The organism is Nocardia spongicola (genome assembly GCF_047200775.1).
Lineage (GTDB): Bacteria > Actinomycetota > Actinomycetes > Mycobacteriales > Mycobacteriaceae > Nocardia.
In genome coordinates, this window is the sequence record NZ_JBJZOO010000002.1 from 308,195 (window position 1) to 328,362 (window position 20,168).

Consider the following 20,168-nt stretch of genomic DNA (forward strand, 5'->3'; position numbering starts at 1 on the left):
AAATGTTACTGTTGTCACATAAAGGGGGTGCGGGTGGTTGCGGCGTGTACCGCGGCGATCGACAGTCCGGAGCATTCATCCACTGCTGAATCTGCTCGATCCGCGGGTCGGCGAATAATGCGCTCGAATGCTGGAGCAAGGTATTTCCGCCGGATACTTCTGGTTTCGTGACAGGAAAACCGCTCCGGATACTCCGTGTGGCTATACGCGCGCAAATTGCTAATTCGGTTACGTACGCGGCAATCACGGTGGATGTCGAACGGAAAGCCCTGTGTGTCAACTACTTGCGGACGTTGTACAGTTTGCTGGCGGTCGGTCCACTGAGGGACCGTCCATTTTCCGGAGGGGAATCCTGAAATGAAGTTGCGTAAGTTCAGCACTGCCATCCTGATGCCCATCGCCGCTATCGGTATCGCGGCGGGCACCGCGCAGGCCCAGACGTTCACTGCTGATCAGCAGGTCGCGGTGGTAGCCGCTGCCCCGGTGGCCTCCGCCGCCGCGGTCTCCGCTCCGGTGCCGGTGGCCGCCACCGCGCCCACCGATACGGCGTTCCAGGCTGTCTCCGCCCCGGTGGCGGAGGTTGCCACCGCACCTGCCGCGGTCGCGCCGCAGGTCGAGCCGATCGCCGCCAGCGCGCCTGCCGCCATCGCGACCGACCCGAATGCGCAGAATCACGATCCGATCGCCAACGGCGCCGTCGCGGGCGCGCAGATCGGTGCGGTTCTCGGTGCCCTGAGCGGTGCTGTCGCTGGTCTGCCGATCGCCATCGTCGGCGCGGTGCCGTTCGCTCTCCTCGGCGCACTCAACGGCGCGATCAACGGTGCCATCGTCGGTGCTGTCGTCGGCGCGGTCGCGCCGGATGTCGTGCCGCAGGTGCTGCCCTGATCGCAGGCTGACGCGGGTAGTGGCTGAAGAGCGGACGCCGAGACGTCGGTGGCTCTTCAGTTGTTCCGGCCGCGTACCGATGGACGTAGGCACCGCGTTCCATCGGTACGCGGCCGGCCTGTATTCATATGGCCGATAGGCTACTTCGGCACGATTCCGGTCGCGATCGCGACGGGGGTGTCGTTCACACTCGACGACAGACACACCAGCTTGGCGGTGCCGAGCGCCACATTCGGGCTTCCTTCGAGCGGGTTGCCCGGATTCTCTGCCAGGATCTGCTCGATCAATGCCCGCTCGTCATCGGTGTCCAGCTCTTTGAACTTCCCGCATGTGGTGCTGGACGCGGTGCCGAGTGAGGGGGTGCTGGTATCCGCCGAGCCAGTGCGCGGGTTGTTCGCCTCGGCGGACTCCGCTGTTTCCCCGCAACCGACCAGCAGGAAACCCATCGTCCCGATGGCCGAGGCGATGACGAGATTTCGCTTCATATTCTGCTTTCCGGTGGATCGTGGTGCCGGAACGTCCGGCGTATCGGGTGCAGCGTACCGGTCGGTCCGTGGTGGGCTCCGCAGGCAGGATGTCATCGACCTACCGGGTCAGGAGTGGCCGTCCACGGTCGGTCCGGTATCGGCGCCGGTCGCGATCCGGCTCGGTTCGGGGCGGTGGAGTGGCAGCCGGACGGTAAAGGTCGTGGCGCCGGGCTCGGAATCCACTCGGATATCGCCGTTGTGCTTGTTCACCACGATCCGGAATGAGATGTCCAGTCCGAGACCGGTGCCTTGGCCCATCGGTTTGGTGGTGAAGAACGGCTCGAATATCCGGCTGCGCGCTTCGGTTGGAATGCCGGGCCCGGTATCGCCGATCTCCACGATGGCGCAGTTGTCATCGTGCCGGGTGCGGAGGGTCAACGTGCCCGCGCCCTGCATCGCGTAGACAGCGTTGTCGATCAGATTGGTCCATACCTGATTCAGTTCGGCCGCATGACACGGTAACGGCGGGAGAGCCGGATCGTACTCCTTGACCACCCGGATATCGTCGCCGATCTTGCGGTTGAGCATCACCAGGGTGCTGTCGAGCAGTTCATGGATATCGGCCACTCGAAATGGGGCCCGGTCCATCTGCGAATACTGTTTGGCGGCATCGACAAGCGCGGAGACGCGTACTGTCGAATCGGCGATCTCATTCATCAGCAGTTCGGTCTCGATGGTGTAGTTCAGCCAGCGGATAGCGCCATGGAAGACCTGCTCCGTGGCATTGTCCAGGGTCGAGGCCACTTGCTCCAGCCAGTTGATATCGAAGCCGGCTTGTACGAAATTGGGCGCGAGATTCCAGCCGTCGTCCACCCCGTGGTCGGCTAGCCACTCGCCGAGCAGATCCTCGCGGTCGGCGGCTTCCATCGGGGTGAGTTCGGGTGCCTTGGCCACCTGTACAACCGCCTCCTCTTGCAGGCGAACCAGTGCGCCGAGGGATTTCGGATCGAACGTGCCCTGCGCTACGAAGGCCAGTTTGTGCCGCATCCCGGCCACTCGATCGCGCAGGTCGGCAGTGGCGCGCACTGCGGCGGCGGCCGGGTTGTTCAGCTCATGGGTGAGGCCTGCCGATAGTGAACCGAGTGCGAGCAGCCGCTCGCGCTCACCGATACGCGCGTTGATATTGCGGCTGCCGAAGAACACGCCTTCCAGAAGGTGCACCGCCATCGGAAACCACTCGTGCATCAGCTCGGCGAAGGTCGCCGCGTCGAGCACGAAGAACTGTGAGGACCTGGTCACCTGCATCGAGTTGTTGTACGTCTGCTCGACTTTGTCACCCAGATAGGCCATCCAGGCACCCGCGTAGGCGCCGCGGTGTTCGGTGCGGACCAGCTCGATCTCCGCACCGCTCGACTGTTTGGTCAGCACCACTTCCCCGTCCATCAGCACGTAGAAGTAGGTGGCAGGCTCACCTTCCCGGAAGACCGAACCCGGCGCGATGGTCTCGATCCGGCCATCGACGCACAGCTGTTCCAGCTGTGCGTCGGTCAGTTTCTCGAACAGGAACAGGGTGCGCAGCTCGGCGGGGTCGCATACCTTTCTGCCGCGGCGCTGCGCGGACTGCTCGGTGGTCATGGCCTGCCTCTCGGTTACGCGAGATGTCTGTTGCGCGGAGGTATCTGTTACTCGAGGTATCCGCTATGTGAGGTATCGGTGTACGAGCATGACGGCCATCGCGCCCTCACCGACCGCGGAAGCAACGCGTTTGGCCGATTCGGCGTGTACATCGCCGGCCACGAATACGCCGGGCACACTCGTTTCGAGATGATGCGGTGGGCGGGACAACTCCCAGCCCGTCGGCCGTGCGTCATCGACGAACAGATCCGGTCCGGCGAGTACATAACCAGCCGCGTCACGTGTGACGACACCATCGAGCCAGCCGGTCTGCGGTACGGCACCGATGAACAGGAACAGCCGCTCCGCATCGGCTTTCTCTTCGGCGCCGGTCTTGTTGTCGCGCAGCATGATGTGTTGCAGATGCGCGGTGCCGTCGGCGGCGATCACCTCGGTATCGGTGTGCACCTCGATATTCGAGATCTGCGCGATCTGCTGGATCAGATAGTGCGACATGGACTGTTCCAACGAATCCGCCCGGACTACCAGATGCACAGTGCGGGCATGGCGAGACAGGAATACCGCGGCCTGTCCCGCCGAGTTCGCGCCGCCGACGATATAGACATCGTGGCCCGCGCATTCGGACGCTTCGGTCATGGCCGAGCCGTAGTACACCCCTCGTCCGGTGAAATCGTCGACACCGGGCGCCGGGTGGCGGCGGTAGTCGACGCCGGTCGCGATGATCACGGTGTGCGCGCATAGGCTGCCGCCGTCGGCGAACCGCACGGTGCGCGCGGATCCGTTCACCTCTAGCCCGACCACCTCACGGGTGGTGATGACCTCGGCGCCGAATTTCGCGGCTTGCCGTCGTGCCCGGTCGGCCAGTTGCGCACCGGACAGACCGTCCGGGAAGCCGAGGTAATTCTCGATCCGCGAACTCTGCCCGGCCTGTCCGCCGGTAGCGGTCCGCTCCACCAAGACCGTCCGCAGGCCCTCGGATGCGCCGTACACCGCCGCGCCGAGCCCGGCGGGACCGCCACCGACCACGATCAGGTCGTAGAACTCTCCCGTTGGGTTGACGGTGAGGCCGACATGCTCGGCCAGTTCGCTGTCGGAGGGCTGCAGCAGGGCCATACCCGACGAGGTGATCACCACCGGACAGCGCTGCGGGTCGGTTCCGGCGGCCTCGAGCAGCCGCATCCCCTCCGGCTCATCGGCCAAGTACCAGCGGTAGGGCAGTTGATTGCGGGCCAGGAATTCGCGGATCTGCGATGAGCGTGGCGACCAGCGGTTGCCGACCACTTTGGTTCCGGTGACCGGCCGCCGCTCGCTGCTACGCCAGGCGTCGAGCAGATCGTCCAGTACCGGATACAGTTTCTCCTCCGGCGGATCCCATGGTTTGAGCAGGTAGTGGTCCAGATCGATGACATTGATCGCGTCTATCGCGGCATTGGTATCGGCGTACGCGGTCAACAGGACGCGGCGCGCGAACGGGTGCAGGTCCATCGCCTGCTCCAGGAATTCGATACCGTCCATACCCGGCATCCGATAATCGGCGATCAATACCGCGACCGGCTGACCGCGCAGCTTCATCTCGCGCAGTGCTTCCAGAGCCTGGTGCCCCGATTCCGCACGCATGATCCGGTACTCCGCACCGTAGCGGCGGCGTAAATCGCGTACGACCGCTCTGGACACTCCCGGGTCGTCATCGACGCTCAGGATGGCCGGCTTGGTAGCAGCGGGTGAAGTCACCTGATGAGTATCGCGCCTTTCGATACAGTCCGGGCTGGATGTTCGCGGAGAGCTCAGAGCCGGTGATGCAGGACGAGATCGAGTTCGGTCGGAGTGAGCAGTCGTTCCAGACGCTCTTCTTTCGCGGCTACTCCGAAGCCATGCGATGACACCGATGTGTCACAGGACCGCCGCCCATCCTCGGATTCGGTAGCAGGCAGTAACGGAACCTGTTTGGCAGGTCGACGATGCAGCAGGGAACGCAGTTTCACGGCCGATCACCTCACGTTGGGACGCCGAAAGTCGGAGGCAGTGTCTGATGCTTCATCTATCTGCCATTGTGCGCCGCGCATTACACCGGCCGCCGTCCCGGCAGTGAAAATGTGACGTAAACGTCTTCCCATCTAAAATGTGTGTTAGTAGTCAGACCCCGTCTGGACGGACCTTCGGTGGCCCGTCGCAGGTATCCCCGTCGTACGTATCTCGGAGGCAGTCTTGCCGAACAATCTCGAAGCCGCCATCGATATCTCCGCACCGCCGGAACAGGTATGGGAGGTGGTTTCCGACTTGAAGCGGATGCCGGAGTTCAGCCCGCAGTGTGTGCGCATGCTGGCACTCGGTTCCATCAAAGCGGGCACCTGGATTTTCAATCTCAATCGTGACGGCAGGAAGTACTGGCCGACCACTGCCCGCATCGTGCGGTACGAGCCGAACCAGGCATTCGCCTTTCGGGTCAACGAGAACCGCACGGTGTGGAGCTACACCCTGGAGCAGACCGATACCGGTACCCGGTTGATCGAACGCCGGGATGTGCCCAACGGCACCACCTGGTTCTCGCGCACGGCGATCGACACGGTGCTCGGCGGTGAACTCCCGTTCGAGGACGCACTGGTCCGTGGCATGAACCAGACCCTGGACAAGATCAAGCTCGCGGTCGAGGCGCGCGCCTGATCACGGGATATGGCGAGATCTGCTCCGTAGCGAGCGCCACGGAGCAGATCGGCGTTCTCCGCGGCGTGTGTTATCGCCAGTTGGGCAGGTGCACGACCTGTGCCGCGTAGGACAGGCCCGCGCCGAACGCGATGAGCAGCGCCGCGTCTCCCGGCTTCGATTTGCCTGTGCGCAGCAGCGCCTCCATGGCCAGTGGGATCGATGCGGCCGAGGTGTTGCCCGACTCCTCGATATCGGTGGCGATCGCGCAGTCTTCTGGCAGTTTCAGCACCCGCGCCATGATCTCGATGATCCGGCCGTTGGCCTGATGCGGGATCATCGCATCCAGATCGTCGGGGGACAGGCAGGCGCGGTCGATCGCATCGCGGCATACCTTTTCCAATGAGTGTGCCGCCCAACGGAATACCGCGGTGCCCTCCATGGCCATATAGGGACGGACCGCGTCGAGGCCCTTCTCGTCGATTTCCGCGAAGAACTCCATCCAGTCCTTGTCCTGCCGGATGGCATGGTGCTGTGTGCCATCCGAGCCCCAGACCGTCGGGCCGATGCCCGGCTCGTCGGAGGGGCCGACCAGCACCGCGCCTGCACCATCGGCGAAGAGGAAGGCGGTGGCGCGATCGGTGGGGTTGACGGTGTTGGTCAGCTTCTCCACACCTATCACAAGGACATGTCCGGCGGTGCCTGCGCGGACCAGGTCCGAGGCGAGGGCGAGCGCGTGACAGAAGCCCGCGCAGCCTGCCGAGATATCGAAAGCGGCGGCACCATTCATGCCGAGTTCGGTGGCGATGGGTGGGGCCGCGGCCGGTGTCAGCAGTAGATGCGTCGATGTAGCAACGATGAGGCAATCGACTTGATCGACTGCGATGCCAGAAGATTCCAGTGCGTCACGGGCAGCCGCGACACTCATGCTCTGAATCGTTTCCGATTCGTCGGCGAACCGCCGGGTCTTGATACCCGACCTGGTCCGGATCCACTCATCGCTCGAATTGATCGGCCCCGCAACCTCATCGTTGGTGACCACCCGAGCCGGGCGGTAAACGCCGAGCCCGAGAATTGCCGTATGCTCTGCCCCGGTGGTCTGGGCGATGCGAGCAGCCATCTGCGTCTCCTATATACCCTGCGGCAGCGGTACCCTGCGGCGGCGCCGTCAGGTTTCCCGAAGCATCGGATTCCATGACTCTCCGGCCTCTGCCTGCGCGACGATGGACATGAGGCTTCCTCATATTAGCCCGAGAGTCGCCCAAATGGCGCGCGTATTTCGACAATCTCTGGGTATCCCCTCGACGCACGCCGCTGTTGCCCGCGGCGTGGTCCAACTAGTGATGTGAGGACACCATGCTCGGTCTCGGGATTATCGGATGGATCATCATCGGCGGTCTGGCCGGATGGATCGCCAGTAAAATCATGAAGACGGATGCTCAGCAGGGCATCCTCCTCAATATCGTTGTCGGGATAATCGGTGGTCTGCTCGGCGGGTTCCTGTTGAAAGTGCTCGGAGTCGACGTCGAGGGCGGTGGCCTCTGGTTCAGTTTCTTCACCTGCCTCGGCGGTGCGGTTATCCTGCTGTACCTGGTAAAGCTGGTCACCGGACGCAGAGTCAGGTCCTGACGCCGCATGCCACAGGCTCCTTTCCCGTAAGGTGTGAACGCTTGCGCTGGTCCTATTGTTGAGGGGCGCAACCCGTCTGCATCGAGCACGAAAGAGGAGCCTGTGGCCCGCCGTCCCACCCCGCCCGGCACACCTGAACGCACCGGGGTCGGTCATTTCGCTGACCTGATCCGTCACGCGATCCCCCCGTTGCATCCCGCCGGGCTCCCGTTCGTCGCCGCACCGGCCGCGGTCGCTGTACTCGGCGGCAGGCGCCGCTGGGTACGTCGAACCGGATTTCTCGTCGCGGCGGCCTGCGCGGCGTTCTTCCGGCACCCGCACCGGGTGCCGCCGCACCGGCCCGGCGTCGTGGTCGCTCCGGCCGACGGTGAGATCGCCCTGGTCGATACCGCCACTCCCCCTGCCGAATTGGGTCTTGGCGAGCAGCCTCTGCCCCGGGTCAGCATCTTCCTTTCCGTGCTGGACGTGCACGTGCAGCGCACGCCGGTCTCCGGCACCGTGCGCACGGTATCGCACCAGCCAGGCCGCTTCCGTTCCGCGGATCTGCCAGAGGCCAGTTCGGTGAACGAGCGCACCAGTATGGTGCTGGAAACGCCGGAGGGACGGCAGGTCGTCGTGGTACAGATCGCCGGGCTGCTCGCCCGACGGATCGTCTGCGACGCACAGGCCGGTGATGTGCTCACCCTCGGCGATACCTACGGCCTGATCCGCTTCGGCTCGCGGGTCGACACATATTTCCCGCTCGGTACCGAACTTCTCGTACGGCCCGGTCAACGTACTGTCGGCGGTGAGACCGTGCTCGCCGCGTTCGGCTCGATCGCCGACGCCTGATGGAAGCGGCGATCCCTACACGGCGGCGGCAGCGAACCATCCGGCTGTTGCCGAGCATGGTCACCATCCTGGCGCTGTGCGCGGGGCTGTCGGCAGTGAAATTCGGGCTCGACGGAAAACTCGATATCGCGTTGGCGATGATCGGCGCGGCAGCCGTGCTCGACACTCTCGACGGCAGACTGGCCAGAATGCTTGCCGCTACCACCAAGATGGGCGCCGAGCTGGACTCGCTATCGGATGCTATCTCCTTCGGCGTGGCCCCCGCGCTTGTGCTCTATGTGAGCTTGCTGGACAGCAATAGCGCGGGGTGGATCGTCGCTTTGCTGTTCGCGGTCAGCATCGTGCTGCGATTGGCTCGGTTCAACACCCTGATGGACGATGACACCCGGCCGGACTGGTCGCGGGATTATTTCGTCGGTGTGCCCGCGCCGGCGGCCGCGCTCATCGCGATGGTGCCGGTGGGGTTGATGGTGCAGTTCGGCGATGGCTGGTGGGTCGGCTTCTACGAGGTCGCGGCGTGGACGATAGGCGCCGCCGCGCTTTCGGTCAGCACGATTCCCACGTTGGCGATGAAGTCGGTGTCGGTGGCCCCACAGGCGGCGGCAGGCTTGCTGGTTCTGGTCGCGCTCGCCGCGGCGGCGCTGGTCACCTATCCGATCGTGCTGCTGCTTGTGCTGGTCGCGCTGTACCTGGGCCACATTCCCTTCGCCTGGTATTCCCAGCGTTGGGTAGCCGCTCGTCCGGAGACCTGGCAGCACAAACCCGCAGAGCGGCGGGCCCAGCGTCGTGCGGATCGGCGCCGGCCCGCGCTTCGGCGCCCGGTGATCCGAGGCTCATCGGCACGGCTACGGTTGCGCAGGCCGGGCGGTAGACGTCCGGACGAGAACTCACCTCCTGGCGCGGATATGGATATTTTGTAGTCGGGGGCACGGGCAGCCTGCGTCGGCCTCGCGCTTGCCACGGCGGTGCGTGGCACCTGGCGTATGCCGGATGGGTACGGTCATATCCGGCGAGTACAGGAGAAGGTGAGTGCGTGGAGCCGGATGGACTGCGAGAATTCCAGGAGCAGCGACCGCGGTTGTTCGCATTGGCCTACCGGATGCTCGGCTCGGCGAGTGCGGCCGAAGACGCCGTGCAGGAGACCTATCTGCGCTGGGAGAGCGCCGAGCGTGAGCAGATCCGCTCCGCCGAGGCGTGGTTGACCACCGCGCTGGTCAACCTCTGCCGCACCTGGCTGGTTTCGGCCAAGGCCAGGCGGGAGAGTTATATCGGGCCGTGGTTGCCCGAACCGGTGTCGACCGCGCACGGCGAACTCGGTCCGTTGGAGCGCGCCGAACAGCGTGAGCTGGTTTCGCTGGCCTTGCTGACCGCGCTGGAACGACTGACCCCGGTCGAACGCGCTGTCTTCGTGCTGCGTGAGGCGTTCGGATACGCGCATCGCGAGATCGCCACCATGCTCGAGCTGACCGAGGCCAACTCACAGCAGATCTTCCGGCGCGCCGGGCTGCGGGTGCGAGAAGGGCGGGCCCGTTTCGGTGTTCCGGCCGAGCACGCTCGCGAGCTGATCGAGCGGTTCCTGCAGGCGGCGCATGAAGGCGAGATCGGATCGCTGGAGCGGATGCTCGCCGCCGATGTGCGCGCGACGGCCGACGGCGGCGGTCTGGTCAGCACGGCGCGGCGCCCAGTGGTCGGCGCCAACCACGTGGCGCGGTACATCACGGGTCTGCTGCGCCGGGAGGTACCGGGGATGCAGCTGTTCATCGAAGAGGTCAACGGTGCGCCTGCGGTGGTGGCACGAGTACACGGCGCGCCGTTGCTCGTGATGGGGGTCGATCTGACGGACCGGGAGATCACCGCGTTGCGGTTGATCGTCAACCCGGAGAAACTGGCGTATTTCGCCGGATCTGGTGGTATCGACCGGTCGTTGGGTACGTCGCCGTCTCGGTAACACCGCCCGCTGTGATCTGTTTCATCGTGCCGATCTGTCAGGATTCTCGTGGCTGTGCGGTCTAGAGGGTGTCGGCCTTTGGAAGGGAGCCACATCATGACCGGACAGCATCGGATCGTCATTCTCGGCGCCGGGTACGCGGGGTTGGCGGCGGCCCGCAGGCTTGTGCGTACGGCACGGGACGCGCAGATCACCGTGGTGGATGCCAAGGCGAAGTTCATCGAGCGGGTGCGCTTGCACCAGCGAGCCGCCGGCCAGGCGATTCCCGAGTGGGATCTGCGGGAAATGCTGGAGAACAAGAATATTCGTTTCGTACGTGCGGTGGCCACCGATATCGATACGGCCAGGAAGCGGGTGGTACTCGCCGCGGCACCTGCCCTCGATTACGACACCGTGGTCTACGCTCTCGGGAGCATCGCCGATACCGAGAGTGTGCCCGGCGTGGCCGAACATGCCTATTCTGTCGCGACACCAGCAGATCAGATGGTTGTGCCCGCCGGATCGGTGGCGATCGTCGGCGCGGGCCCGACCGGGATCGAACTCGCGGCCGAACTGGCCGAATCGTTTCCTGACCTGCGCGTGCGGCTGCTCGGTGCCCAGGAGCCCGGCGCGTGGCTGTCGCCGCGCGCGCAAGAGCACCTCCAGCGGACATTGGCGCGTCTCGGGGTCGAGATCCACGTGGGAGCCAAGGTGATCGAGGTGACACCCCATGGCGTGCGGTTGGCCGACGGATCACTGGTCGAGGCCGAAGCAACCGTATGGGCTACGGGTTTCCGGGTGCCGGAGCTCGCCGCACATGCGGGTCTTGCGGTGGATCACACCGGTCGGGTACTGACCGACGCGACCCTGCGTTCGGTATCACACCCGGATATCTATGCGGCGGGTGACGCCGCGGTCATCGCGGGCCCCGGTGATCGTGAGCTACGTATGGCCTGTGCGACAGCATTGCCGACCGGTAAGTATGTGGCCGATGCCGTCACCGCGCGAATGCGCGGCAACGAACCGGGTCAGCTGCGCTTCCGGTATGTATTCCAGTGTCTGAGCCTGGGCAGGAGAGACGGGCTGATCCAGTTCGTCCACGCCGATGACGCGCCGAACCGGATGGTGCTGACCGGGCGGAAAGCCGCATGGGTGAAGGAGCAGGTGGTGCGCGGCGCGGCCAGGGCGGCTCATCCCTGATCGCTGGTCGGCTGATCGCCGATGCGTGCGAGAGCGGAGCAGGACCGGTTTCGGGCGGAATATCCAGCACGCTCACGCACCATCGGCCGACCGAGTCCGCCGCACCTACCGAGGCTGTCGCGCTCATACTGCCTATCGCCATGTGACGTGAGGTGGCAGGCATCGGATCTATCGGTGGGTGACAGTATCGGTGAACCGTCCATCATGGTGGTTCGGCATTCATCAGGTGGTATTGCTCCTCCTCCCACCGGCACCCCTCGTTCCGGTGGGAGGAGGAGCAATATCACTCGATGACGCCTACGACTGCCAGTAGCTGCCGGGATGGCCATTGGCATCGTGGTTCGACGAAGTGGGATGCTTTCGATGCGTACCGCTCTTCCTTCGGGCGCGGAATTCCTCTGGGCATACCGACGATCCGGATTGTCGTGGTATTGCGAACCCGTAATCGATTGCCGCGTCGGACGGGCACGACTATCCTGCCGCGCAGGCTCGGTTGCTTCTCTCGTGTCGGCGTTTTCCCGCTGATGTGTGCGGCAGAGTGATGCACGCTCACCCCTTCATTTTTATCGTCGTGTTGCTGTGTGTGGCAGATCTTCCTCGTTTACTTATTCGGCAGTACAGGAAGCATTCGGTGTGCGGCCTCGCACTGTCAATGACCTAGCTCTTCACAATCTGTGAAGTCCAACCCTCTGCCGTTTGCGCCGAACCCCGCTAACCTCGGAGCGAGATCGCCGAACCAACTCATGAGGAGCGATAGCAGCAATGGATACACCCGCTCCTGTCCCGGCGCCCTCCAGTTCGACCGCGGGTCTTCTGAACGGCAAGACCGTGCTGGTCACCGGAGCAAGCCGGGGTATAGGCCGTGCGATCGCCATCCGGTGCTCCGCGGCAGGCGCGAATGTCGCCATGATTGCCCGCACCCAGGAACCGCATCCCAGACTGCCCGGCACCATTCACACTGCCGCTGCCGAGGCCGAAGCCGCAGGCGGGCAAGTGCTGCCGATCGTCGCCGATATACGTGACGATAAAGCGATAGCCGGTGCGGTCCAGCAAACCGTCGAACGGTTCGGCGGCATCGATATTGTGGTCAACAATGCCGGATCGGTGCATCTCGCTACCGGCGAGGATATTTCGATGCAGCGCTATGACCATATGCAGGCGATCAATGCCAGGGCTCCGTTCCTGCTGGCGAAGTCGGCACTGCCCTATCTTCGCGCGTCCGCTGGTGCCGGACGTAATCCGCACATTCTCACACTCAGTCCGCCGATCAATCTGAATCCCAGTCTGATCAGCCCTGGCGTGGCCTACGCGGTCTCCAAGTATGGTGTCAGCGTCGCTACCATCGGTTTGGCGCACGAGTTCCGCCCCTACGGCATTGCCGTGAACTCCTTGTGGCCACGAACGAAGATCGATACCGCGGCAGTGCGCAATCTGCTCGGTGGCGAAGAAGCCGTCGCGGCGTCCAGGACCGCCCATATCTGTGCGGATGCCGCTCTGCTGCTGGTGACCAGTCCTGCGTCGACATATACCGGTCAGTTGCTGTTCGATGAGGATGTGCTGGCTGCCAACGGCATTACGGATCTGGACCGCTACCGAGTGGTGCCAGGTAGTGGGCCGCTTGCCGATGATCTGTTCGTAGACGCCTAGCGCACTTCGAACGGGCCTGTCCATGTGGGATTCGTCGCTACGCGTTACTTCAAGATCGAAATGTCCCGCACTTCGTTAGGATAGAGCCGCAACCGGAGTTCGTCCCTGATCGGCGTACGTACATATCGTGCTGTGGTGCGCGTATGCCGCGTGGAGAGAGTTACGTGGCAGCCGCGAAGAAGAAGACGAGTACACCCAATCGACTGTTATTCGCCGAACTGCTCACAGTGGAGCGTGAGACAGCGGGGCTGACCAGGTCTCGGATCGCAGGTATGTGCCACGTCTCTTATGCTTTGGTTTACGCTTGGGAAACTGCTCAGCGCATCCCGGACGGGGAGCATCTACAACTGTGGTTCGAGGCAGTGCAGATGCCTGCATGGAAACGGCCGAAGATCATCTCGGTCTTGCATGAGGCGATTTCTCTGGTCGATCGGCAGGCGCTGGAAACCATCAGCTGGCCTGTGCTGCCGGTATGGACTCCGGAAGATCAGGTTGCCGTCGATCGTATTCTCGATCCCTGCTGCTGCCATGACCGGTTCACGTTCGATCTCTGGGGCTGCAATCAGAGGTTTCTCGATCGATTCCCAGGCCTTGTTCCCGCCTCTTCCGATTCAGATCCGTCCAACCTGCTCATCTGGACTTTTACCAATCCCCTTGCGCGCAAGGTTATCCAGAACTGGCCGCTACGAGCACGTCTCATGGCGGCCAGCTTCGGAACTCTTTCCCCGGGGGAAGTGCCGCAGCGTCGCATCGATGAGATCAAACAAGCATGCAGCAGCAATCCTGAGTTCGAAGCGATGTACCGCAGCAGACCCACGGATGCCGAGATCACCAACCAGGAAGTTGTGCTCTACGACCCTGATATCGAACAGTTCGTGACCTACTCGATGCGGGCTTCTGCGCCCAAGTACCCGCCACGGCCGTGGGACCTGCTCGTTTTACAGGCCCCGATATAGCAGGCGCGGTGGTGTGCGGTTCGGCTCAGGAGTCCGGCACGTTCTGGGCGAGTTCCGTCAGCCAGGCCGCTGCCGAGGCATCGCTCGGTGCGCGCCAGTCGCCACGGGGAGAGAGGGAACCGCCGGAGCCTACCTTCGGGGCGTTCGGCAGTGTCGAGCGCTTGAACTGGCTGGTTTGCACGAAGCGCCGCAGGAATTCGGCCAGCCAGTGTTTGATCGTGCCGAGATCGTAGGCATTGCGCTGGTCGGCGGGCACGAGGTCGGGCCAGCGGCCGGTGCTGGGATCGGACCAGGCGTGCCGGGCCAGATAGGCGATGCGGCTGGGGCAGTAGCCGAAGCGCAGCAGGTAGTACAGATGGAAGTCCTGCAATTCGTAGGGACCGACCGTGGCTTCCGAACTCTGGCTCGGTTGTGCGGACGACGCCGAATCGGTGTGCGGGATCAGTTCAGGGGAGATCTCGGTGCGCAGAATCGATGACAACACCTCGCTCGCCTCGGGACCGAACTGCTCGGTGTGCACTGACCAGGCGATCAGGTACTTGATCAATGTCTTCGGCACCGAGGCGTTGACGCTGTAGTGCGCCATATGGTCCCCGACGCCGAATGTGCACCAGCCGAGTGCGAGTTCGCTGAGGTCGCCGGTGCCGACCACGAGTGCGTGGTGTTGGTTGGCGAGCCGGAACAGATGCGAGGTCCGGTCGCCTGCCTGCACATTCTCGTAGGTGATGTCGTACTCGGCCGCCCCGTCGGCAGCCGGGTGGCCCAGGTCGCGCAGCATCTGGGTGGCCGAGGGGCGAATATCGATCTCACCCGCTGTGACACCGAGCGCGGACATCAGGCGGTGCGCGTCGGTTCTGGTTCTGGTGCTGGTGCCGAACCCGGGCATGGTGTAGGCGAGCACGTTGGTCCGCGGCAGGCCGAGCCGGTCCATGGTCTCGGCCGCCACGATCAGCGCCTGGGTGGAGTCCGATCCGCCGGACACTCCGATCACCACCCGCTGGGTTCCGGTGGCACGTAATCGTGTGCTCAGGCCCTCGACCTGGATGTGCTGTACTTCGGCGCAGCGTTCGTTGCGCACCGCGGGGTCGGCGGGAACGTAGGGGAAGCGTTCGATGACCCGGCGCAACGCGACCTGGCCTTCTGGGATCGGTAGCTGTACTTCGATACGGCGCATCGCGGTCAGCCGGTCCCGATGATCGTGCACGGTGTCGGCGAAGCTGGTGGTGCGCAACCGGTCCGCGGCAAGGCGGCGCAGATCGATATCGGCGGTGATCAGCTGAGGGTCATCGCAGAACCGTTCGCCTTCGGCGAGCAGGTCACCGTTCTCGCAGATCAGCGCCTGCCCATCCCAGGCGAGGTCGGTGGTCGACTCACCGTGGCCCGCGGCGGAATACAGATAGGCCGCGAGGTAGCGCGCCGAATGCGAGGTGCACAGTGCTCGCCGGTAATCGGCCTTCCCGATCACGATATTGCTCGCGGACAGGTTGACCAGCACCGTCGCCCCGGCCAGCGCGGCGAAACCACTCGGTGGTAGCGGAACCCACCCGTCCTCACAGATTTCCAGGTGAAAGGTGAAGTCGTCCAGATTGCTCGCCCGGAAGAGGAGATCGGAGCCGAACGGCGCCCGCTGCCCAGCGATGGTGATGTGGTCTTCCATGCTCTCCCGCGCCGCGGCGAACTGCCGTTTTTCGTAGAACTCCCGATAGTTGGGCAGGTAGCTCTTCGGTGCGACGCCGAGCACGAGGCCGCGGTAGATCGTGATCGCGCAGTTGAACAGCCTGCCCTGTGCGCGTACCGGGGCGCCGACCACGAGCACGGTGCCGATATCCGTGCTCGCCACGACCAGCTGGGTGAGCGCCGCCTCGACCGCGGTATGCAATGCGTCCTGGTGGAACAGGTCGTCCGCGGTGTAGGAGGACAAGCCCAGTTCGGGGAATACCGTCAGCACCGCCCCGGCTGCCGCGGCCCGCCTGGCCTGCTCCAGGGTCTGCTCGACGTTGTAGGCGGGATCGGCCACCCGGACCAGGGGCACCGCCACCGCCACCCGGGCGAACCCGTGCCGGTACAGCGAATCGAACGGCAGGTCGGCCACTGCGGCCCCCTTCGGGATAAGCCTGATCATGGTCCCCCGGAATCTACGCCGTTTCGGCGGTCTCGGTGCGTTCCGGTATGGCCGTTCAGCCTTTGTCGAACACGGTGAACTGCTCTTTTGTCATTCCGAATCGGTGGGTCGATTGCCCGGCCTCAGTCGGAGACCGGCGGCGGCTAAGCTATAGCAATGGCGGATGAATCGGATTCCGACCTAATCGCGGGGGAGCGGCGCGTAGATCTCCTGCGCGCGCTTTCGTATGTGTCCACCGAGTCCCAGCCGGATGGCAGCTATGTGGTGAACGGCGATCTGCCGCCGGATGTGGCGCCACCGTTCATTCGCGCCATCATGCGGGTGGAAGCCGAGCTGCTGTTGCACGATGCCGAACTCGTCACGGTCGAGGACGGTGAGCCGCGTACGCCCGAGGAACGTCGTACCGACGCGTTCGTCGCGTTGGTCCTGCGGGTCGATGATCATCCTTGAGTCCGACTGCCCTCCAGCCCGACGCGGTGGCTCCGCCGGACCTTGCACTCGGCATCCCTGAGTGCTAAAAAGGCTCTTGGCACTCTCGACCTGTGAGTGCCAGGTCGGGACGGTGAGACCGGGTTCCATCGACACCCTCGGTCGTCCGTCGCGGGCACCGCACCTGGCCAGCGTAACTGGGGCGACCCAAACCTGGGGTCGTCCTGTGTGTCAGCCATACACATGGAGGATCTCAACAACGCCATGGCCAAGACAATTGCGTATGACGAAGAGGCCCGCCGGGGTCTCGAGCGGGGTCTGAACAGCCTCGCCGACGCGGTCAAGGTGACGCTGGGCCCCAAGGGTCGCAACGTTGTCCTGGAGAAGAAGTGGGGCGCCCCCACGATCACCAACGATGGTGTGTCCATCGCCAAGGAGATCGAGCTGGAGGACCCGTACGAGAAGATCGGCGCTGAGCTGGTCAAGGAAGTCGCCAAGAAGACCGACGATGTCGCGGGCGACGGCACCACCACCGCGACCGTGCTCGCCCAGGCGCTGGTGCGCGAGGGCCTGCGCAACGTCGCGGCGGGCGCGAATCCGCTCGGCCTGAAGCGGGGCATCGAGAAGGCGGTCGAGGCCGTCACCGCCAAGCTGCTCGACACCGCCAAGGAGGTCGAGACCAAGGAGCAGATCGCCGCTACCGCCGGTATCTCGGCGGGCGACGCGTCCATCGGTGAGCTGATCGCCGAGGCCATGGACAAGGTCGGCAAAGAAGGCGTCATCACCGTCGAGGAGAGCAACACCTTCGGCCTCCAGTTGGAGCTGACCGAGGGCATGCGCTTCGACAAGGGCTACATCTCGGGTTACTTCGTCACCGACCCGGAGCGTCAGGAAGCGGTCCTGGAGGATCCGTACCTCCTGCTGGTCAGCTCGAAGGTCTCCACAGTCAAGGACCTGCTGCCGCTGCTGGAGAAGGTCATCCAGGCGGGCAAGCCGCTGCTGATCATCGCCGAGGACGTCGAGGGCGAGGCCCTGTCCACCCTGGTGGTCAACAAGATCCGTGGCACCTTCAAGTCCGTCGCGGTCAAGGCGCCCGGCTTCGGTGACCGCCGCAAGGCGCAGCTGGCCGATATCGCCATCCTGACCGGTGGTGAGGTCATCAGCGAAGAGGTCGGCCTCTCGCTGGAGACCGCTGGTATCGAGCTGCTCGGCCAGGCGCGCAAGGTCGTCGTCACCAAGGACGAGACCACCATCGTCGAGGGCGCCGGCGACGCGGAGGCCATCAAGGGCCGGGTCGCGCAGATCCGCACCGAGATCGAGAACTCCGATTCGGACTACGACCGGGAGAAGCTGCAGGAGCGGCTGGCCAAGCTGGCCGGTGGCGTCGCGGTGATCAAGGCGGGCGCGGCCACCGAGGTGGAGCTCAAGGAGCGCAAGCACCGCATCGAGGATGCCGTCCGTAACGCGAAGGCCGCTGTCGAAGAGGGCATCGTCGCCGGTGGTGGCGTCGCCCTGCTGCAGGCCGCGCCTGCGCTGGACGCGCTGAACCTGACCGGTGACGAGGCCACCGGCGCGAACATCGTGAAGGTCGCGCTGTCGGCTCCGCTGAAGCAGATCGCCTTCAACGCGGGCCTCGAGCCCGGTGTGGTCGCCGAGAAGGTCGCCAACCTGCCCGCGGGCAGTGGCCTGAACGCCGATTCGGGTGAGTACGAGGACCTGCTGGTCGCGGGCGTCGCCGATCCGGTCAAGGTCACCCGCTCGGCGCTGCAGAACGCGGCGTCCATCGCGGCTCTGTTCCTGACCACCGAGGCAGTTGTCGCCGATAAGCCGGAGAAGGCCGCCGCTCCTGTGGCCGATCCGACCGGCGGCATGGGCGGCATGGACTTCTGAGTCCAGCCACCAGGCACCGTATGTCGAACCGGAAGCCGGTCCACCTTCGGGTGGGCCGGCTTCCGGCGTTCTTCGCCGGATCACCCCGACGGTGGCGGTAGTGCACTGCATAACTGGCTAATACATCGCAACTGATGCGGCACGCTGAACCGAAGCGCCAGCGGTGTTCCGCGATAGCTGTCCGCAACCGTGCAGGGTGCGGGGTGAGCCAGTGGGCGACGATGGTATCCGGATCGTTGTCGAGTTCGCGCTGCCGAGTTCTCCGCTATGGGGACAACTTTCGGCTAACATGTTCTGACGTCGGTGGACGTCGCGAAGGGCCGGAACCATGCCACTGCGATCGGGGCCTTCTGTATTGTCTGCCCCAATGTCACAGGATGCGAATACGGGTCGAATGTATGCCGGGCAACCCGTGGAGGACCGGCAGCGGCAGCGGCGTGCGCGTTTTCTGGAGTCAGCTCTGACGGTCTTCGCGCGGGACGGCTACGCCAATAGTTCGGTCGGCGCCATCTGCAAGGATGCCGGACTCTCCTCACGACAGTTCTATGAGGAGTTCACCGGCCGCGAATCCTTGCTCCTCGAGCTCTACGAACAGATCGATCGAGAGTCACGGGATGCCGTGAAGAGGTCGCTGAGCTCGAAGTCCGATGTGGGCACCTTGGAAGGTATAGACGCCGCTGTGCGCGCCTATGTCGAAACCATCGGTTCGGATCCGCGTAAAGCGCGGGTCGCCCTGGTCGAGGTGGTCGGTGCGGGGCCGAAGGTGGAGAAGTTCCGGCTCGAAGCACGCCGGGAGTGGGGTGCGCTGCTGGCCGGTGCTGCCGAGGACGCTGCCCTGCACGGTGAGATCCCTACCGGCGACTACGAGATGCGGATGCTCGCGATCATCGGCGCCGTCAACTATGTGGTCGATGTGTGGAGTGGTTCGGCTCCTCGTCCGCCACTCGATGACGTGATCCGAGTACTGAGCCGGATGATCGTCGGCGCGGTCGGCGCGTAGCCCCGTAGCGGGGCGGCATCGGCACGGTAACGTGCGTACATGCGGACAGTCCCGATCCAGATGCCGGACGGCACCGTGGTTCCGGTCCGGTTGATTCCGGCTGAAGGCGCGCATCGGCATTCGGTCACACCGGATACCCCGCGTCCGGTCCTGGTGATCGTGCCGGGACTCGGTGTTCCGGCCGGTTACTACGAACTGTTCGCTTCCAGTCTGGCGGCGCGTGGGTTCGATATGGCGATCGGTGAACTGCGCGGCAATGGGGACAGCAGACCGAAGCCGAGCTCTGCCAGTACTTACGGTTACCACGAGTTGGTCTCGGTCGACTTTCCCGCGATCTTCGAAGTAGTGCGTGAGCAGTTTCCGGACAGCACGCCCTATCTTCTCGGCCACAGTCTGGGTGGACAGCTCGGTCTTATGTATGCCTCGCGCATACGCGGCAGGCTGGGTGGACTCATTCTGATCGCTTCCGGTACCCCGTATTACCGGGGTTATCCAGGACTTTCGCGACCGGGCATGCTGTTCGGCACCGCGGCGATCTCCTTGACCGCGAATCTGGCAGGTTTCTGGCCGGGGGATCGGCTCTCCGGTGGGTTCGGCCGCCAGTCCAAAGTGCTGGTCTCGGACTGGGCCCGTTTGGCACGCACCGGCCGCTTCATCCCAGTGGGCGCGGATATCGACTATGAGGAACGGATCGCGCGATTGACTCTCCCCGTGCTGTCCATCACGATGACCGACGACGATCTCACTCCACTCAGTTCCGCGGAGCACCTGTTGGAAAAGCTACCGAACGCGGAGATAACACGCTGGCGGCAGCAGGAAGAGCTGGGACACAACGGCTGGATTCTCCAGTACACCGACACCGTCGATCGGATCGAGAAGTGGTTGCGCGACCGGTAGTGCGCCGTAGGTG

General features: G+C 64.2%; 19 protein-coding genes. 13 read left to right on the top strand and 6 right to left on the bottom strand.

All coding sequences use genetic code 11. The features are described from left to right. The first annotated feature begins 357 nt into the window (after nt 1-357). Nucleotides 358-885, top strand: a complete 528-nt coding sequence (locus tag ACL02S_RS06465) for a hypothetical protein (protein WP_412801373.1) — start codon at nt 358-360, stop codon at nt 883-885. Nucleotides 886-1,025: 140 nt separating this feature from the next. Here the strand turns inward: ACL02S_RS06465 and ACL02S_RS06470 are convergent, their stop codons facing one another. From ACL02S_RS06470 to ACL02S_RS06485, 4 genes are all read right to left on the bottom strand, one after another. Beyond that, the gene (locus ACL02S_RS06470; protein ID WP_412801374.1) at nt 1,026-1,370 is read right to left on the bottom strand and encodes a hypothetical protein; all 345 of its coding nucleotides are present in this window, start codon (nt 1,368-1,370) and stop codon (nt 1,026-1,028) included. A gap of 108 nt (nt 1,371-1,478) precedes the next feature. Further along, nucleotides 1,479-2,987 carry an ATP-binding protein gene (locus ACL02S_RS06475; protein ID WP_412801375.1) on the bottom strand — a complete coding sequence of 503 codons (1,509 nt, stop codon included), beginning with the start codon at nt 2,985-2,987 and terminating at the stop codon, nt 1,479-1,481. A 63-nt stretch (nt 2,988-3,050) separates the two neighbouring features. Further along, a complete protein-coding gene (locus ACL02S_RS06480; RefSeq protein ID WP_412801376.1) occupies nt 3,051-4,718 on the bottom strand; it encodes an NAD(P)/FAD-dependent oxidoreductase in 1,668 nt (555 codons plus the stop codon). Nucleotides 4,719-4,771: 53 nt separating this feature from the next. After that, nucleotides 4,772-4,969, bottom strand: a complete 198-nt coding sequence (locus ACL02S_RS06485) for a hypothetical protein (RefSeq protein WP_412801377.1) — start codon at nt 4,967-4,969, stop codon at nt 4,772-4,774. A 223-nt stretch (nt 4,970-5,192) separates the two neighbouring features. On the opposite strand from ACL02S_RS06485, the gene ACL02S_RS06490 reads away from it, so the two are divergent. Further along, on the top strand, nt 5,193-5,648 hold the full coding sequence (locus tag ACL02S_RS06490) for an SRPBCC family protein (RefSeq protein WP_412801378.1): 456 nt from the start codon (nt 5,193-5,195) through the stop codon (nt 5,646-5,648). Between the two features lie 70 nt (nt 5,649-5,718). On the opposite strand, the gene ACL02S_RS06495 is transcribed toward ACL02S_RS06490, so the two are convergent. Further along, nucleotides 5,719-6,747 (bottom strand): beta-ketoacyl-ACP synthase III, encoded by a 1,029-nt coding sequence (locus ACL02S_RS06495; RefSeq protein WP_412801379.1) that lies wholly within the window; start codon nt 6,745-6,747, stop codon nt 5,719-5,721. Nucleotides 6,748-6,983: 236 nt separating this feature from the next. On the opposite strand from ACL02S_RS06495, the gene ACL02S_RS06500 reads away from it, so the two are divergent. From ACL02S_RS06500 to ACL02S_RS06530, 7 genes are all read left to right on the top strand, one after another. Then, a complete protein-coding gene (locus ACL02S_RS06500; protein ID WP_412801380.1) occupies nt 6,984-7,256 on the top strand; it encodes a GlsB/YeaQ/YmgE family stress response membrane protein in 273 nt (90 codons plus the stop codon). 102 nt (nt 7,257-7,358) lie between these two features. Beyond that, nucleotides 7,359-8,087, top strand: a complete 729-nt coding sequence (locus ACL02S_RS06505; protein WP_412801381.1) for a phosphatidylserine decarboxylase — start codon at nt 7,359-7,361, stop codon at nt 8,085-8,087. Next, nucleotides 8,087-9,007, top strand: coding sequence for a CDP-alcohol phosphatidyltransferase family protein (locus ACL02S_RS06510; RefSeq protein WP_412801382.1), 921 nt, complete (start codon nt 8,087-8,089; stop codon nt 9,005-9,007). Before ACL02S_RS06505 ends, ACL02S_RS06510 begins: the two co-directional genes overlap by 1 nt. 113 nt (nt 9,008-9,120) lie before the next feature. Continuing rightward, entirely contained in the window at nt 9,121-10,035 is a 915-nt protein-coding gene (locus ACL02S_RS06515; RefSeq protein ID WP_412801383.1) for an RNA polymerase sigma-70 factor, read from the top strand. Between the two features lie 96 nt (nt 10,036-10,131). Further along, entirely contained in the window at nt 10,132-11,214 is a 1,083-nt protein-coding gene (locus ACL02S_RS06520) for an NAD(P)/FAD-dependent oxidoreductase (RefSeq protein WP_412801384.1), read from the top strand. 762 nt (nt 11,215-11,976) lie between these two features. After that, nucleotides 11,977-12,861: an SDR family oxidoreductase gene (locus ACL02S_RS06525; protein ID WP_412801385.1), complete on the top strand. Its 885-nt coding sequence runs from the start codon at nt 11,977-11,979 to the stop codon at nt 12,859-12,861. Nucleotides 12,862-13,025: 164 nt separating this feature from the next. Then, the gene (locus tag ACL02S_RS06530; protein ID WP_412801386.1) at nt 13,026-13,817 is read left to right on the top strand and encodes a helix-turn-helix domain-containing protein; all 792 of its coding nucleotides are present in this window, start codon (nt 13,026-13,028) and stop codon (nt 13,815-13,817) included. Nucleotides 13,818-13,842: 25 nt separating this feature from the next. On the opposite strand, the gene ACL02S_RS06535 is transcribed toward ACL02S_RS06530, so the two are convergent. Further along, complete coding sequence (locus ACL02S_RS06535) at nt 13,843-15,939, bottom strand: NAD(+) synthase (RefSeq protein ID WP_412801387.1); 2,097 nt, start codon at nt 15,937-15,939, stop codon at nt 13,843-13,845. A gap of 156 nt (nt 15,940-16,095) precedes the next feature. On the opposite strand from ACL02S_RS06535, the gene ACL02S_RS06540 reads away from it, so the two are divergent. The 4 genes from ACL02S_RS06540 (at nt 16,096) to ACL02S_RS06555 (ending at nt 20,155) form a co-directional block, all read left to right on the top strand. Next, nucleotides 16,096-16,389, top strand: a complete 294-nt coding sequence (locus tag ACL02S_RS06540) for a hypothetical protein (protein ID WP_412801388.1) — start codon at nt 16,096-16,098, stop codon at nt 16,387-16,389. Nucleotides 16,390-16,632: 243 nt separating this feature from the next. Next, a complete protein-coding gene (gene groL, locus ACL02S_RS06545; protein ID WP_412801389.1) occupies nt 16,633-18,258 on the top strand; it encodes a chaperonin GroEL in 1,626 nt (541 codons plus the stop codon). A 367-nt stretch (nt 18,259-18,625) separates the two neighbouring features. Next, on the top strand, nt 18,626-19,258 hold the full coding sequence (locus tag ACL02S_RS06550) for a TetR/AcrR family transcriptional regulator (RefSeq protein ID WP_412801390.1): 633 nt from the start codon (nt 18,626-18,628) through the stop codon (nt 19,256-19,258). Nucleotides 19,259-19,297: 39 nt separating this feature from the next. Next, nucleotides 19,298-20,155 carry an alpha/beta hydrolase family protein gene (locus ACL02S_RS06555; protein WP_412801391.1) on the top strand — a complete coding sequence of 286 codons (858 nt, stop codon included), beginning with the start codon at nt 19,298-19,300 and terminating at the stop codon, nt 20,153-20,155. Nucleotides 20,156-20,168 lie beyond the last annotated feature (13 nt).